At 53.4% G+C, this 16,460-nt stretch carries 10 protein-coding genes; 2 read left to right on the top strand and 8 right to left on the bottom strand.

What is annotated here, in order from left to right; translation table 11 throughout:
- Positions 1 to 283 precede the first annotated feature (283 nt).
- The 4 genes from ACZ5BI_RS09050 to rplJ all read right to left on the bottom strand — a co-directional run bounded on the left by ACZ5BI_RS09050 (position 284) and on the right by rplJ (position 5,034).
- Positions 284 to 2,179, bottom strand: coding sequence for an ABC transporter ATP-binding protein (locus ACZ5BI_RS09050; RefSeq protein ID WP_464896240.1), 1,896 nt, complete (start codon positions 2,177 to 2,179; stop codon positions 284 to 286).
- The gene (locus tag ACZ5BI_RS09055) at positions 2,176 to 3,957 is read right to left on the bottom strand and encodes an ABC transporter ATP-binding protein (protein ID WP_464896241.1); all 1,782 of its coding nucleotides are present in this window, start codon (positions 3,955 to 3,957) and stop codon (positions 2,176 to 2,178) included. Before ACZ5BI_RS09055 ends, ACZ5BI_RS09050 begins: the two co-directional genes overlap by 4 nt.
- Positions 3,958 to 4,058: 101 nt before the next feature.
- Positions 4,059 to 4,448, bottom strand: a complete 390-nt coding sequence (rplL, locus tag ACZ5BI_RS09060) for a 50S ribosomal protein L7/L12 (RefSeq protein ID WP_238127920.1) — start codon at positions 4,446 to 4,448, stop codon at positions 4,059 to 4,061.
- A gap of 64 nt (positions 4,449 to 4,512) precedes the next feature.
- Positions 4,513 to 5,034 carry a 50S ribosomal protein L10 gene (gene rplJ, locus ACZ5BI_RS09065; protein ID WP_024059875.1) on the bottom strand — a complete coding sequence of 174 codons (522 nt, stop codon included), beginning with the start codon at positions 5,032 to 5,034 and terminating at the stop codon, positions 4,513 to 4,515.
- A gap of 477 nt (positions 5,035 to 5,511) precedes the next feature.
- Here rplJ and ACZ5BI_RS09070 point away from each other — a divergent pair, with 477 nt between their 5' ends.
- A complete protein-coding gene (locus ACZ5BI_RS09070) occupies positions 5,512 to 7,008 on the top strand; it encodes an ATP-binding protein (RefSeq protein WP_278619287.1) in 1,497 nt (498 codons plus the stop codon).
- A gap of 404 nt (positions 7,009 to 7,412) precedes the next feature.
- On the top strand, positions 7,413 to 8,921 hold the full coding sequence (locus ACZ5BI_RS09075) for a cation:dicarboxylate symporter family transporter (RefSeq protein WP_316690436.1): 1,509 nt from the start codon (positions 7,413 to 7,415) through the stop codon (positions 8,919 to 8,921).
- A 197-nt stretch (positions 8,922 to 9,118) separates the two neighbouring features.
- Here the strand turns inward: ACZ5BI_RS09075 and ACZ5BI_RS09080 are convergent, their stop codons facing one another.
- From ACZ5BI_RS09080 to ACZ5BI_RS09095, 4 genes are all read right to left on the bottom strand, one after another.
- The gene (locus tag ACZ5BI_RS09080) at positions 9,119 to 10,270 is read right to left on the bottom strand and encodes an alpha/beta hydrolase (RefSeq protein WP_464896242.1); all 1,152 of its coding nucleotides are present in this window, start codon (positions 10,268 to 10,270) and stop codon (positions 9,119 to 9,121) included.
- A gap of 9 nt (positions 10,271 to 10,279) precedes the next feature.
- The gene (locus ACZ5BI_RS09085; protein ID WP_464896243.1) at positions 10,280 to 11,521 is read right to left on the bottom strand and encodes a hypothetical protein; all 1,242 of its coding nucleotides are present in this window, start codon (positions 11,519 to 11,521) and stop codon (positions 10,280 to 10,282) included.
- Positions 11,522 to 11,619: 98 nt separating this feature from the next.
- Positions 11,620 to 14,598, bottom strand: coding sequence for an FAD-binding and (Fe-S)-binding domain-containing protein (locus ACZ5BI_RS09090; RefSeq protein ID WP_464896244.1), 2,979 nt, complete (start codon positions 14,596 to 14,598; stop codon positions 11,620 to 11,622).
- 279 nt (positions 14,599 to 14,877) lie between these two features.
- Positions 14,878 to 16,206, bottom strand: coding sequence for a Fic family protein (locus ACZ5BI_RS09095; RefSeq protein WP_464896245.1), 1,329 nt, complete (start codon positions 16,204 to 16,206; stop codon positions 14,878 to 14,880).
- Between the last annotated feature and the right edge of the window lie 254 nt (positions 16,207 to 16,460).

The following is a 16,460-nucleotide window of genomic DNA, read 5'->3' on the forward strand; positions in this document are numbered from 1 at the left end:
TTTTACTTCTTCAAACCCGCAACTTCCAACGCGCAGCAACCCCAAAAAACACAGACAAAGATGAGGAATTCAGGGGGAGATTTTATCCGAGTAGGCGCAAGGCTAGGTTTTCTAGCTACAGAAAGAAAGGGGCGCGGGAGTTAGGTTTTATCCGAGCAGGCTAGGCGGGCGTAAAACTCGGGAAATGCCTCAGCATTTTTCGAGTTTTTGGGCAGGAGGAAAAACCTAGCTCCCGCGCTACACCACGCTTTTGCCGAGCCAGCCCCTGCCCTGCGCGATTCAATCACGCATCAATGTCACCTTTGGTGAACTGTGCGTTGTAGAGGCGGGCATACGCACCTTTGGTGGCGAGTAACTGTTCATGGGTACCGAACTCGACAATATCGCCATGTTCCATCACGAATATCACGTCACTGTCACGGATAGTAGACAGGCGATGGGCAATCACGAACGAGGTACGTCCCGCCGTAGCTTTGGCTACTGCTCGCTGAATTAGCTGCTCCGTGCGGGTATCGACCGAGGACGTAGCCTCATCGAGAATCAGCAAGGGCTTATCGGCAAGCATGGCACGAGCAATAGTCACCAATTGGCGTTGCCCGCTAGAGAGGGCAGAATCTTCCCGAATCTCACTATCGAGACCGTGAGGCAGCTGCGTAACCAAGTCACTGAGCCCGACTGCTTTTATCACCTGCTCCAGGCGTTCCTCGGATACGTCCTGCCGAGAATAAACCAGGTTTTCCCGCAAGGTTCCTTGGAACATCCAGCTGTCTTGGAGCACCATCGCGAACTGTGAATCCACGTCCTCGCGGCGCATTGCAGAAAGCGGGGTTCCGTCCAATAGGATTTCCCCACTGTCCAGTTCATAAAAGCGCATTAACAGGTTTACCAGGGTGGTTTTGCCGGCTCCGGTCGGTCCTACTATCGCTACGTTTTGTCCCGGTTTTACTAGGGCAGAGAAGCCGTGAATGATTTCTTTACCCCTCTGATAGGAGAAGCGGATATCCCGAAACTCGACCTCGCCCTGGGTTATTTTGCCGGTCAGAGCTGGTTTTTCGGATTCGTCCGGTAGCTCGCCCTCTTCCAGAATTTCAAAAACGCGCCCTCCGGCAGCGGCTGCTGATTGGAAGGAAGCCGCGGCAGAAGCTAGGTTCGATAGCGGCTGGGTGAAAACTCGGATATAGAGCATGAAGGCGGCGATTACGCCGATAGTGACATGACCTTTCACCACCAGGACTGCACCGAGTACGCATACCACCACGTAACCGAGGTTTCCCACAAACCCCATGACGGGCATCATCAGCTGAGAGAGGAAATCGGCGCGCCAAGTCGCATTAAAAAGTCGCTGGTTACGACGGTTAAACTCGGCAGTGGTGGCGGATCCCGCGTTATAGATATTGATGATTCCTTGCCCGGATAGGGATTCTTCGATATGCCCGTTTAGGCTGCCCAGATAGGACTGCCGGCGAATAAAGAAACGCTGGGAGAACACCATAATCACCGCGTTGAGGACGAACCCCAATAGCGTGACCCCCATACCGGCTAGCGCCATCCGCCACTCGGTGTAGAGCATCATAAATGCGGCTCCCACCAGGGTGACTACTCCGGTAATGATAGTGGTGATTGCCGAATGCAAGGTTTGCACCAGGGTGTCGATATCGTTGGTTACCCGGCTCATCGTGTCGCCGTGACTGGTTTTGTCGAAGAAAGACAGCGGCAGTCGATCGATTTTCCGGTCAATCGCAGAGCGCATCCGCTGCCCGGTGCGTTGGGTAACCATCACCATGATCAGCGATTGCCCCAGGTTAAAGCAGAACCCTAAGGCGAGGACGAGGGTAGCCATCCGCAACAGGGAAAAGATCCTGTCCATATCGATACTGCTGCGCAATCCGGCGGCAATTTCATCGGTTATCAACCCTAGGAACATCGGCGTGACCGCAGTCAAAAGCGATCCGGCAATTGCCAAAACTACCGCTACCAGGATAGCTACCCGGTAGCGTCCTAAAAACTGGGCAAGACCGCGCACCGATTGGGAGAACTGTCCTTTCCCCGCTTTCTCATAAACGTTCCCGCCGTGGCGTCCTCCCGCGCGTACTGGTGACATTTTTTCTGCGACTGGTTCTAGGCCGCGCCGCGCCGACTCGACTCGCCGCTCCCACCTGCTCATTTCTACGTCTTTCATGCCAACTCCTCCTCAGAGAGTTGGGACAGCGCAATTTCTCGATAAATCCTTGAGGACGCCAATAGCGACTGATGAGTTCCCCGCTCCACGATTTTGCCGTGATCGATCACTAGAATCTGGTCAGCTTCTCGCACAGTAGCGATCCGCTGCGCCACAATGATCTGGGTTTTCTCGCTTGCTTTCGCCGATAACTGCCCGCGAACATCCCGGTCGGTGGCATAGTCGAGGGCGCTAAAAGTATCGTCGAAAATCATGATTTGCGCGTCTCTGGCCACTGTCCGGGCAATCGAAATCCGTTGTTTTTGCCCGCCGGAAAAGTTACTGCCCCCTGGGGCTACTTCCGCCGCGTACTCACCCTCTTTATCGGCAATAAAATCGCAGGCTGCGATGTCACCGGCCTCAACAATATCGGTGGGGGTAATGTTTTTCGGACCTTTTCCGAAAGCAATATTGGAAGCGATAGTGCCGGTGAATAGCGTGATTTTTTGAGGTGAATATGCGATTTGGTTGCGCAGATCTAGCAAAGGAAATTCCCGCACGTCCTTGCCGTTAATCAAAACCTGTCCTTCTCGGGGATCATAAACCCGGGGAATTAGGTTCACCAGTGAGGTTTTTCCGCTGCCGGTGGCTCCAATGAGGGCTACGGTTTGCCCGCGAGCAATCTTTAGATTTATCTGGTGGAGGGCGTCGTCTTCGGCTCCGGGGTAGCGGAACGAAACGTCTCTAAACTCAATCGCCGGTTCCTGCCGGTCTGGGCAGGTTTCTTTCCCGAGGACGTGGGCGGATTTATCGCCGGTAGCTGCCGAGTCAACTAGGGAAGGTTCGCAATCGAGCACCTCCCGGATACGGCGATTTGCAACGATTGCTCGGGGAGCAAATACGAATACCATTGCCATCATCAAGAATCCGCCAATCGCCTGGGTGGCGTACCCCGAAAATACGATCATCTGCGAAAATAAGGTTATTTTTTCCGGGCCGGCAGCCGCGTTAATCATGAAAGCACCCAGAACATAGATCGCCAGGTTCAGCCCGGATATCACCGTGTTCATCACCGGCATCATGAAGGAGAAAGTGCCGGATACGATTAGGTGCGTGTTGGTTAGTTCGGTGTTGGTGGCTTCAAAACGCTGCTCGTGGAAATCGTGGGAGCCGTAGGCACGGATAACCCGCACCCCCTCCATATGTTCGCGGGTTACTCGGTTCAGGTCGTCAGTGATCCGCTGCATCCGCATCATCCGCGGCATCACGATTCGCCAAATGATGAAAATCATAACTAGGAGTATTAGCGCCGCCACCCCGGTGGCGGCGGTCCAAGTCAGGTTCTTCCCGGCGATTTTTATAATTGCCCAGATGGCGAGGATGGGGGCTTTCACCATCATTTGACACCCCATCACCACAAACATTTGCAACTGAGTGACATCGTTGGTGGAGCGGGTAATTAGCGAGGGCGCGCCGAAACGGTCAAAGTCTGCTTGCGGGAGGGAAATCGCTTTTGTAAACACTGCTTGCCGTAGGTTGCGGGCGACGGTGGCGCCAATCATGGCCATGCAATAACCGGTGACTATGGCTACTACCATGGATCCGGCGGCGCAGCCGAGCATTTTTGCGCCTTCCGATAGCACCCCGCTGACGGTGGCACCTGGTTTCACAATCATTTCGGTGATGGTTTGCATGAAATCAATCAGGCGCAAATCTAAGAAAACCTGGCAAATAATGGTGATAATCGCCAGCGCGCTGAGCAGCCATTCTTTTTTACCTAGGTGCCGCACTACGGTCATTATCTAGCACCTCCCTCTTGTTAAGATTAGCTTCTTTATAAAAGGGCGGTGCGGGGAAAATCTCCCCGCACCGCCCTTTTAAAGTAAGAGACTAACTAGCCTTACTTCAGAGTGACAGAAGCACCCGCGCCTTCCAGATCAGCCTTGGCCTTTTCAGCGTCTTCCTTGGAAGCGCCTTCCAGGATGGTGGTCGGAGCGGAGTCAACCTTCTCCTTGGCTTCTTTCAGAGCCAGTCCGGGCTGCAGGGCGCGCAGAGCCTTGATTACAGCGATCTTCTTGTCGCCAGCGCCTTCAAGCACTACGTCGAATTCGGTCTTTTCTTCGGCTGCTTCTTCGCCACCGGCAGCACCGGGGGCAGCAACAGCGACAGCAGCGGGAGCTGCGGCCTCTACATCGAAGACGTCCTCGAATTCCTTAACGAACTCGGACAGTTCCAACAGAGTCATTTCTTTGAAAGCATCAATTAGCTCTTCTTTGCTGAGCTTAGCCATATTGGCATTCCTTTCTTTTTGCCCACGCGAGGCAGATTTTTTCTTGTCGATCTATGCGGCCTTGCTAAGCCGCTTTTTCCTGCTTTTCGCGCAGGGCGTCCACGGTGCGAACCGCCTTGGAGGCGGGCGCCTTGAACATAAAGGCAGCCTGTACCAGTTTGCCTTCCATTGCTCCGGCCAGTTTGGCCAGCGTAGTTTCGCGATTGTCCAGTTCAGCAAGTTTCTTGACTTCATCTGCAGACAAGAAATTCCCGTCGAGGACACCGCCTCTAATAACCAACTGCTCGTTATCCTTGGCGAAGTCGCGCAGCACTTTGGCCGCATCCACGGCCTCTCCGGTTACGAACGCGATTGCGGTCGGGCCGGTTAGCTCCTCGTCCAGGAAGTCAATTCCCTGGTTCTTGGCGGCAATCCGGGCCAGCGTGTTCTTCGTGACGGAATATGTAGCCGTTCCTGCCAGGTTTTTGCGCAGCTCAGTCATCTGAGCCACGGTCAACCCGCGGTATTCGGTGAGCAGCAGGGCCGATGCGGAGCTGATTTTTTCTTCCAGCTGAGCGATCATGGCTTGCTTATCAGCTTTCGCCATTAGGCCCTCCTTCCGTTTATCCGTGCCGGGGGCCAGAACAAGAAAACCCCGTGCAGATTGCACGGGGCGAAAATAAACCTACCGATCCTAGCTGCTGACTTCCCCCTGGGGAAGGGCGTCCTCTTTTCCGAGGGCGCGCAACTATTTTCGATACGTTACGCATCGTTCAACCTACACAGGCTTCCGATCTGGAACTTAAACCCACTGGTGTGGGCACCGGCGATCTTGGGCAATAGCCAATTTAACAGCCCCTTTCCCGGCAGGTCAAAGCAGAAGGGCAGGATATGCCCTTTTGTGGGTTATTTAACGAGTAGCCGATTGGTTTACGAGACAGCACCGCTTAGCCACAGGTAGCGCTTACGTAACCCACCCCCGCAAACCTCACCCCATTCAAGCTCTCAACTCAACTCTCATATAACTCTCAACTATATGAGAGTTAAGTTGAGAGCTTAGTTGAGAGTTAGTAAAATAGCTTTCGTGCAGGCACCAATAAATCGCGATGAGCTGGACATACTAATAGAGGAACTTCGCCTCGGCGGTCAAGACACCCAACAGGTGGAAGTTAAAGAGGCTGCTGGCGGACTCCCCAAATCCATTCTTGAAACCCTTTCTGCGTTCAGTAATGGCGCAGGGGGGATTATTATTCTGGGATTACAAGAACAGAACAACTTCGCTTACAGCCCTCAGTTCAAAGCGAAAGCAATCTATGATGCTCTCGCAGGAGCTTGCAACGAGAAACTAACTCCCCCAGTGAGAGCGGAAATAAACTTGCTACCTTATTCCGGTAAACAACTGGTGGTAGCAACTGTTCCCGCCCTGCAGCCACGCGATAAACCCTGTTACGTAACCAGCAAACACATTTACGGCGGTTCATTTATTCGTACCGGCGATGGTGACCGCCGGCTGTCTGCATACGAAATTGACCGGCTTCAAGAAAATAAAGCTCAACCTAGTTGGGACAGTGAAGTCATCACCGAGAGCAGTCTGGACGATTTGGATTCTCAGAGCACAGCAGCCGTGTTACGTCGAGAACGGGAAGCTCATCCTCGAATTTTTGGCAAACTTGCTGACGAAGATGCAATGAAGCAACTCAAGATTGTTGGAATGGGGACAGATAAAAAGCTCCACCCCACTTTGGCAGGTTTGCTGGCTTTAGGCATTTACCCGCAACAGTATTTTCCCCGCTTAACCGTTACTTACGCAGTTTATCCCGGGTCTACCAAAGCGGCAGCGCCTTCAGGGCAACGACATCTTGATTCGGGAACTCTTGTGGGATCTATCCCCGCACTGGTTGCGGACGGGGTGGAAGTGGTCGCAAAAAATATGCGCATCGGAGGAGTCATCCAGGGAGCATTCCGACGCGACCTCGTCGATTATCCTTTAGTCGCAGTACGGGAAGCGCTAACTAATGCGCTGATGCACAGAGATTATTCCCCGGTAGCGCGCGGAACCCAGGTACAGTTAAACCTGTATGCAGATCGCCTGGAAGTGCTAAACCCCGGGGGACTATTCGGCACGGTCACGCTAGATTCTTTGGGAAAACCGGGGCTATCTTCCGCTCGAAACCAATTCTTATCACGCCTTTTAGAAGTGACCCCTTACGAGGACGGTGGCTTCGTTGCCGAAAACCGCGGTAGTGGCTACCAGGAGATTCTCTCTCAGTTAGAGCAGGACATGCTGCCACCACCACGTCCGGTAGATAGGCTAGACAGTTTCAGCCTAACTTTTGAACGCCGCCAAATGACCCTTGCCGAACGCGGAGCAGCAGCCGGTACTTCCTCAAGAGGGCGCATATTGGACTACCTGCGCACCCACAAGACCGCTAGCAGTAGAGAACTGGCAGCCGCAGCTGGCATCAGCGTAGGCGGTACCAGAGCCATTATAAATTCGCTGGTCAAATCCGAAACTATTGCCCGCACCGAACCGGCAACCAGCCCTAAACAACGATATCGGTTATTAAGCAAAGAAGATTAAGGGGGAGGATCTCACCCCATTCAAGCTCTCAACTAAGCTCTCAACTCAACTCTCAACTATATGAGAGTTGAGTTGAGAGCTTAGTTGAGAGTTCAGCGCCAGGGCAGTAACCACGCCACCTCTGTCGGCTATCGCAATCTAATTTTCACAACCGCTCACATAAACTTCACCCCAAGATTGAAGCTCCGAAAAACCAGTGTGTGTGCAACTTCACAAACAGGTTTTCACGGCCTAGGATAAAAGGCCTACGGCCAAAATATGGGGAAAACCAAAATATTGATTTTGCATCAAGAGTTTAGTGGTTATAGCCTACTTTCACGCTTCGCTGGAAAGATAAACTTTTATTTTCCTCCTAGTCGTTTAGTCCCAGATTTTGTAACCATCATTATTACAGGAGTTCCTCTATGGGTATGCGCAAACGCAATAAAAATACAGGTGAAGTAATTCCCAAAACTAGCCCCCAGGTCACTGAGCTAACCGCTAGCAAACCTTATGTACCCGAAAGTAAAAAGCCGAAGAAAGATAACACTCACTGGCTATACATCGGTGTGATCATTGCCGTCATCGCCGGGATTGTTTTCGGAATAGCCGCTCCCGATGTAGCCAAAGAATTCAAGGTTGTCGGCACTACCTTCGTCCGACTCATCACCATGATGATTGTGCCCGTCATCTTTTGCACCATCGTCCTCGGAATCGGCTCAGTACGCGCCGCAGCCTCGGTAGGGAAAGCTGGCGGAATCGCTCTCGCCTACTTCCTAACTATGTCCACATTTGCTCTAGGCATCGGCTTAGTAGTAGGAAACATAATCGAGCCCGGTAGCAACCTAAATATCGAAGCCACAAAAGATGCCGCAGCCCAGTTTACTTCCGGTAACAAACAAGAAGGCGAGGGGATCGTTGGCTTCATCCAATCGATCATTCCTGACACCTTCTTCTCTTCTCTCACCTCCGGCTCGGTACTGCAAACTCTGTTTATCGCCCTCTTAGTAGGATTCGCCGTACAAAGCCTAGGCAAAACCGGGGACGGAATCTTGCGCGCTGTCTCCGCCATCCAAAAACTGGTTTTCAAAGTGCTCTACATGGTTCTATGGCTAGCTCCCATCGGCGCCTTTGGCGCTATGGCCGGAGTAGTCGGTTCGACCGGAGCCAAAGCGGTAGGTCAAATGCTGCTACTGATGGTGGCCTTCTATATCACCTGTATCCTGTTCATTTGCGTGGTATTAGGTTCCGTCCTAGCGATATTTACTCGCTTCAACATCTTTAAACTAATGAAATACCTGGCAAAAGAATACCTGCTGATCGTAGCGACTTCCTCCTCCGAATCGGCGCTGCCAAACCTGATGCGGAAAATGGAACACCTGGGGATCCACAAAATCACGGTGGGGATTGTGGTTCCTACCGGCTATTCTTTCAACCTGGACGGAACCGCTATCTACCTGACTATGTCGGCTATCTTTATCTCCGACGCCATGAACAAGCCCATGGGATTGGGTGAACAAATCGGCTTGTTGATCTTCATGATGATTGCTTCGAAGGGCGCCGCTGGGGTTTCTGGAGCCGGGATCGCTACCTTAGCTGCCGGCCTACAGTCCCATCGTCCGGAACTCCTAGACGGTGTCGGAGTGATCGTCGGTATTGACCGCTTCATGTCAGAGGCACGCGCCCTCACCAACTTCACCGGGAACGCAGTTGCTACCCTATTGGTGGCCACCTGGACAAAAACCATTGATCGCCAGCGCGTTCACGATGTGTTAAACGGGAAAATACCTTACAACCCCCAGGAAGACGACACCGACATTGATCTAAAGAACCCCTCGGTAGAGATCAATAACAATCTGCCGCATACTCCGCAGCCAGATGTGGCCGCGATCGAAAAGTTGGCTTCCCAAGAGCAGGCAGCTGCCCATAAGTAAATAGAAAAACGCTTTCACTGCCACCCAGAGAGCAAAAATTAAGCTCAGATTGGGGATCCTCCTCGGGCGGTGAATCCCAGTCAAGCTCTCAGCTAGGCTCTGAAGAAGAGACTCCCATTGAGTTTTCAACTGAAGTGCCTAGCTGAGAGCTGACTTATATGCTCAACTGCCCGACATAACGGGCTACGTAAAAAGTTCTAGGGGCAGATGGCGTGGGCGGCGGGCTCACCAATTTCATTTATAGGACGAGCTTGCCCCGGCAAGGCTTGGGCAAGCCAGCGGTGAACGCCGAACCACACCTTTTGACGCACATCAGGGAAAGATAAGAATAAGTCATGTTTGCCAGGGTAACGTTCCAAGGTCACGCGACGGGATAACCGCCAGGCATTCTCGCACATGGTGTGCACATTTAGCACCGAATCGGTGAACATCATTTCCCGTTTACGTTTTCCACTAGAAGAAGCAGTAGAAGTCAGGAAATAGGTCGGTACCTCGGTGGCCTCCCCCGCTAAAAGCTGCTTTTGGGCGATAGTAATCGCTCGTACCCAGCCAAAACGTACTATCGCATCCGGGGCACCTTTCCAACTTGAAACCAGAGGCCACCCCTGCAGGGAGGGATCTTTCAGCCAGGGTTCCAGGCGTTTAGGCAGGGTACCGTCAACCTTTCGATCCCAACCCATCAAAGAATCTACATAAGCGGAGTCAGCTGACTGCAGCGGAACCTCTTTCTTAGCTGCCCGCCGGGAGAATATTTCTGCGAGGGCGCGAGCCCCGAAACGCTGGGAAGTTCCCCCCGCCATTTCAATCCAGGGGGAATCAAGCAATAGTCCTGCGACTTGATCTCGGTGCCGGTTCACCCAATAGGCCGCCGTCAGACCCCCGGTAGAATGACCGGCCATAACTAACGGCAAACCTGGATGCTCTTCTCGCATGACCTCGAGAGCGGCGTAAATATCTAGATCATAAGACAGCAGGTCTTCGGTCCAGCCAAACGTCTGCCATTTCCGCCATGATCGTCCATATTTACACAGGTCAATTGCGTAAAATGCGCCGCCCGCTAAGGAAATATGGCGAGCCAGCTCCCGTTGGAAAAAGTAATCATTCCAACCGTGAATGAACAGACAGGTAAAGGTAGGCTCTTCGGGGGTATTTGAGATTGCCCAGCGATCATCCTGGGGACGGTGACGCACCAAAGTGGCACACAGTTCGCCCTCATCATCACGGGGTAGCTCTAGAGTACGAGCCTCAAATCCCGGCCCTAAAATATCTGGCACCCACCGACCTACCGGGGCGGGTATCGCCGGAGGCTGAGTCGGTAAAGACGCGGCAGATGAATTCTCTTTCCCCATTTTCGTCTCCTAGTTACCGTGTTTTTTCTCGTGGGAAGACGCATGGCGTTCAATCTCTGCGTTAACTTCCGCAATGGCTTCCGCTAAAGTGGGCCCGTCCAGGTTTCCAATCCGGAATGCCTCCCAGGCATCCAGGTCGCTATTTCCCCCGACCTGCTCAAACACTGCCTGCACCTGATCGGTGAGCTGCCCGTCTCCCGGGTCAATCACGCCCTCTTCCTTCAAGAGAGCTTCGCATATCCGTCCGCGATCATCCGACCATAGTAAGACGGCATCTTGACCAACCAGCGAGGAAATAGAACGCAATCCTTCAGCATCTTTCTGCAGCAGCTGCGGTACGGCAGGACTGGCGGCAGCATCTGCCTCCTCTGCGGTTTCGTCTAAAGATTCTGGAGCTACATCCTCATCTTCTCCCGCCGGAGCTTCCGGCTCTGCAACCACTTCTTCCTCCGGATTATCCTCCTGAGGTTCCATGCTTTCCCCGGTTTGAGCGGCCTCTTCATTTTCAATAGCTGCTGCTTCCGGGTCAGCAGTCGGTACCTCCTCGGGAACCTCGCTCGCAGCGGGTGGCGCCGGAGGTGCAGGCGGTACCGGAGAAACTTGTGCCTCCTGTGGAGCAGAATCTTCATCTACATGCCAAGAAATCTGGGGAGCCGGAGCTCGATGCCCTCCGATTTGCGGGCGTGAATAATTAATAGAACTGGAGGTAACCTGCGACACTTCTAAGAAACGACGGCCATTCGACATCTGGCGGGCAGAAATTTGGTGGATCTCAATTCCGGAAGCAAACAGCACCCCCAGCGCAGAGTAACACCCCTCATCAATTTCCCCTACTACCAGGAATAACCGCGGCCCCGGTTGAGTGGTAGGCGGCATGGCTTCCCGGAACTCTGCCCAACCGGTTTGAAAAGCTTGCACTCCTCCCGGATATTGACTGGCTAAATCCATCCATCCCTGCCCGGAAACCTGCCCCAGGCGAGAAATTGCGGCCACCAGGCTCACCGGATCAAGACGGGAAAGCACTTCAACCGAAACTACCTGCCCTGAAGCATCCAGAGCAGTTAACGAATGCGGGCCGGTTCCCGATTCTCCACTGTCCCCCGCCCAAGCGACCGGGAAAAGGGGGCGGTCAATTACCTCCAACACCTGCGAGCGAATGGACTCGAGAACATCCATCTCTAATCCATGCCCTACCGGGGTACCAAACTGTGCCGGTATTAGGCGGCCAGATTCCAGTTCAAAAAGTGCCATCGATTTACCGCTCCCTGCTTTTCTTAAGGATGTTTACTCCATTGTGTCACGGATATTCGCCAGGGCGCCGGTTTTAGCGCCCATGGCGCTGTTAAGGATTATTTTTTCCTGAAGCTATCCGGATTAGCCAGCAATTCCGCTAAATGCACTCCGCCCCTGCCGGCCAAAGTCTCGGCCTGGGTGCGGCAAGAAAACCCATCCGCCAAGAAAACCGCGTCCGGATGGGCTTTTAAGGCTGGTAAGAGGGCGTGTTCCGCCACGGTCAGCGACATTTGCCTATGGGAGACTTCCATCCCGAAGTTCCCGGCCATCCCGCAGCAACCTTGCAGTTCCACCAGCTTGGCGCCAGTTTTCTCTATTAGGGCGCGATCGGCTTCCCAACCCATCACTGAATAGTGGTGACAGTGCGGTTGGGCGACTACTTTCACCCCGCTTAGGTCTGGTAAGCGCAGGTCGGGACAGTTAGCATTAATGAATTCGGCGAGGGTAAAGGTAGCTTCCCTAACCATGAGGGCGCGGGGATCTGCGGGGAGGAGTTCTAACAGGTCATCGCGAAGCACTGCCGTACATGAGGGCTCGATTCCCACAATGGGGATACCGTTGGCAGCTGGCGGCGCCAGTCGCGCCAATAAATTTTCGAGGTGTCGCCTGGCTCCTTTAAGTTGTCCGGTGGTGATCCAAGTCAGCCCACAGCAAGTATCTGGCGGTGCCAAAAACACCTGCCATCCTGCCTTGCTCAGCAACTGAATAGCGGATTTGACTCCGCGTTGATCTAGTCCTCGGGAAAAAGAATCCGCCCAAATCACCACGGATTTAGAGGCTGAAAGCGCCGCTTGGCAGGTTGGTTTCCCAGCTTTAGCTACTCCGGTAGGCGCTACCGCTTCGGGCTTGCCTGATTGCTTTTGCCCCCAGGGGGAGACTGCTGATTCTTTCGGCCAAAGTAGCTGGTTCGGATATTGACTCTCTAAAGAGTGAGTCGCGAAACGAGGAAGCGTCCGGGCGGTATCCAAGTGGAGCAGCTTTAGAGCAGCCCGGGTTAGCGGGCGAATCTTAGTAGCCAAATTTGCTAGCTGCCTGGCTCCCGGAATCTTTGCCATTAGGCGCAGCCAACGCGGCAACCATCCCAGGGCATAATGAGAAAGCGGACGCGGCCGTCCCTGATAGCGCCGGAATAAGGTTTCGCTGCGCCACTTGGCCATATCCACCCCGGCAGGACAATCTGCTGAACACGCCTTACAGGCCAGACACAAATCGAGTACCTGCCAGATTTCGGGGTCTGACAATCCGTGAATTAGTCCCCCATTGGTGGCTTCTTGCAGGATACGCGCCCGGGCGCGAGTAGCGTCCTGCTCCCGCCGGCTTGCTTGGAAAGAAGGACACATAAACCCGCCGGCTCCGCTGTTATCGGCACGGCATTTTCCCACCCCGGTGCAGCGATGGAAAGCATCGGTAAGGCTGCCGGCGTCCTCGGAAAAAGCGAAACCTTCCGGGTGGGCTTTCAGGGCGTGCGCTTGGGTACGCCGCATATGTACTTCCACTCCATCCGGACCTGCCGGGCCGGTCAACACCCCGGGATTCATCAGGTTCTCAGGATCAAATAGGGCTTTCACCTGCGAAAATAAATCTACTGCCTGCGAGGAGTACATTTTGGGTAGCAGCTCAGAGCGTGCCCGACCGTCCCCGTGTTCCCCGGAAATCGAGCCACCGTATTTTCCGACTAGCTGCGCGGCGGCAAATAAGAAATCTCGCGATTTGCCTAGTCCCGCGGCACTTCCCAGGGGCATATTGAGCCGTACATGTACGCATCCGTCCCCAAAATGCCCATAGAGCAGTCCATCCAACCCGAACTTTTCTAGCAGCTTTTGGAAATCCTGCAGATAGGCGGCCAAATTTTTAGGCGGTACCGCCGCGTCCTCCCAACCTGGCCAGGCCTGATCTCCTTTCGGCGTTCGTCCTCCCAGTCCCGCTCCATCTGCGCGAATCCGCCAGAGAGCAGCCGCATCGGCGCCGGGGGGATAAATCATCACTGCATTCCCGCTCGCTCCGGAGGCTGCCGCGAGTTCTCGCGCCCGCTGCATAGTTGCGTCCTCATCTAGACCTTCTCCGCCGACCTCACACAGTAGCCAGCCGCTACCTTGGGGTAAGTCTGGGACTGCACCCGGGCCTTTATGCTGGCGCACTACTTCCACTAGCCGAGCATCCATCCCCTCCACTGCCAGGGGTTTTAAGGGCAGGATTTTAGGTACGGCGGCGGCAGCGGCAATCATATCTGGGAAACCTAACGCTACCAGCACGGGAGCTTTGGGAAGCGGGACGAGGCGCACGGTTGCCTGAGTGAGAACCCCCAAAGTACCCTCGGTTCCAGTCAAGAAAGGGGCGAGGGCGCAGCCATTTTCTGGTAGCAGGTGTTCCAGAGAATAACCAGATACTTGACGCCCAAAGCGGCCAAACTCGGTACGAATCGTAGCTAGATTAGCTTCTACCAGGGATTTTAAGCCGGGAATTTGTTTGATTTCTTCGCTTTGCGAGGACGGGTCATGCGGGGGAATTGAGCCGGCATTTTGCGGGGTCTGCCCAGCAATAATCTCGCGCCCTAGCCCATCAATTAACCGCAACTCTAAAACGTTATCGGAGGTGCGCCCATAGGCGGTGGCGTGTGGCCCGCAAGCATTGTTACCAATCATGCCGCCGATGGTGCAGCGAGAAGAGGTGGAAGGATCGGGCCCGAATCGTAAGCCGTATTCCGCCGCCGCCTGCTGTAACTGGGATTGGACTACCCCTGGTTCTACGATGGCATAACGCTTTTCGGGATTAATTTTTATGATTCGATTCAAGTGGCGCGAGTAGTCGATTACTACTCCCGGGCCAATCGCATTTCCCGCACACGAGGTACCTGCTCCCCGCGCCGTCACTGCTACCCGGCATTCCCGAGCAGCCTGCAGCAGTATCCGCAGGTCATCTTGATCTAAGGGGCAGGCAATAAGTTTGGGAGGAATCCGATAGTTAGAGGAATCCGTGGCATAGACGGCACGGTCAGCACGGGAATCTAGGAGTTCTCCGCGAAATTTTTCGCGCAAGATAGAGCGAAATCTATGGTAGTCACCTGCCTTGATACCCATGATTCGCCTTTCGTTACTTCTGTGCCTAATCCTATCGGTTTCCGGCGTACCCCCTAAAGCCTGTCCCATTCCCAGACCCCTGGCGCAGTGCGTTTTTCAACAGCCAACAGCTTTCTTGCACTATGCGCGAATAGCTGCAACGTAAACAAAGTGATGAAGTGTCAGAAATAATTATTTCTGACACTTCCGGGCGCCAAGGCTGACACTCAGAGTATTCCCCCAGGTAATAACCCTCTTCTAACTGTCAACGTGATCATTGGCGCCCGAACTAAGCGATTTTTGCCACCCCGGTACTACCCGCCAAACAACCCAGCGGCCTTTGCGTCCTCTGCTTAAAAACCCCATCTCTTCCAGAGAACTTAAGTCACCATGCCCGCTAGGACGAGATACCCGGAATCGCTCCGCTACCATCTGCGCCGTCCATAGTTTTTCTGGCTCCCCCCGAGATTCCAACAAGATATCAATTTGCCGATTATTTAAGTCGGCGCGATCTTTTAATCTGCCCTTAAGCTCCGCCACCTGACGGAGATCATCGGCTAGATACTTCTCCAGTTGCTCCACTGCTCTGCGGAGGATTTGCAGCTGATAAATAAGAAAATAGGTAAGATCTCCGCCGTCGTATTCTACATTCAAGAAAGCCCGCGCATACTGGGCGGGAGCTTTCTTTAGCAGCGCCGAAACCACCAAAAATCTGGCTGCCGGAAAATCTGCTTTCAATAGCATCCAATAGAACAGGGATCGCGCAGTTCTGCCGTTGCCATCAGCAAAATAGTGATCGTAGCCCACCATGAAATGTACAACCATCGCTTTCAGTAGCGGGTGCATCCACGGATCAGAATTATTTATGAAGTCACACAGCTCCTGTATACGGGCAGGTAACTCACTTGCCGGCGGCGGAACATAAATAATCTGGTTTGAGTCTCCAAATATCTTTACCCGGTCATTCTGATCAGACTGTATCGTGCCCGCATCACTTGCTATCTCTAAAGTTCCCTCCGTAACGGTGCGGTGCAGGTCTTGAATGAAATCGGGAGTAGCCTTACAATCCAGCAAGCCCTGTAGATTCTCCATTGCCAAATAGTTATTAACTATCATTCTTTCGCTGACATCTTTAGGCTCACGGTTTTGTTCCAGCAGCTGCCGGGCAACCCGCCGCGAGGTAGATGCCCCCTCTAGCTGGGCAGAATAAATGGCTTCATCGGTCAATCCGTTGTAAATGAACTTGTCACGCTGATACTCAGATACGCTCGTGTCCAAACTAGATAACTTTTGACTCAAGAAGTAACATTCTCGAGAAATAAAAGCGGGAAGGCAATAATGGAAGGGTTTTCCCGACTGCTGCCTGAGGTTAATCGGAATCGCATTATTTTCCCGCTGCAATCGAACGATCCCCCACCATTGAGAAATACTCAAACCGAAGGGAGGGGTTTGGTGGCGAAACTTATCCCAAGGATCATAGGGCTCAAGAGAGCTTTGCCCCAAGGCTGCAGCAAGATCACCGCCGAGGGTTTTTGCGGCACCGGCAAACTCCTCAATATAGTCCGGAGGCATCGCGGGAGTTTTCATATCTCCACCCTAGCAAATAAAGTGTCAGAAATAATTATTTCTGACACTTCCGGGCGTCAAGGCTGACACTTAGATTATCTATCCAGGTAAACGCTGTCCGGAACTGTCAGCACGAGTAATACCCGATAAAACCCGACGCAGAGTTTTTGTCACCAGTAGGGCGTGGAAGCGTCAGGACTAGCAGAGCTAATGAAGGACAAGAGAGCTAGTAGAGCTAATGGCGAAAAATGAAGGGAGTCGGCGGGATAATCCCG

The sequence above is a fragment of the Varibaculum sp. GTC20041 genome (assembly GCF_055387755.1).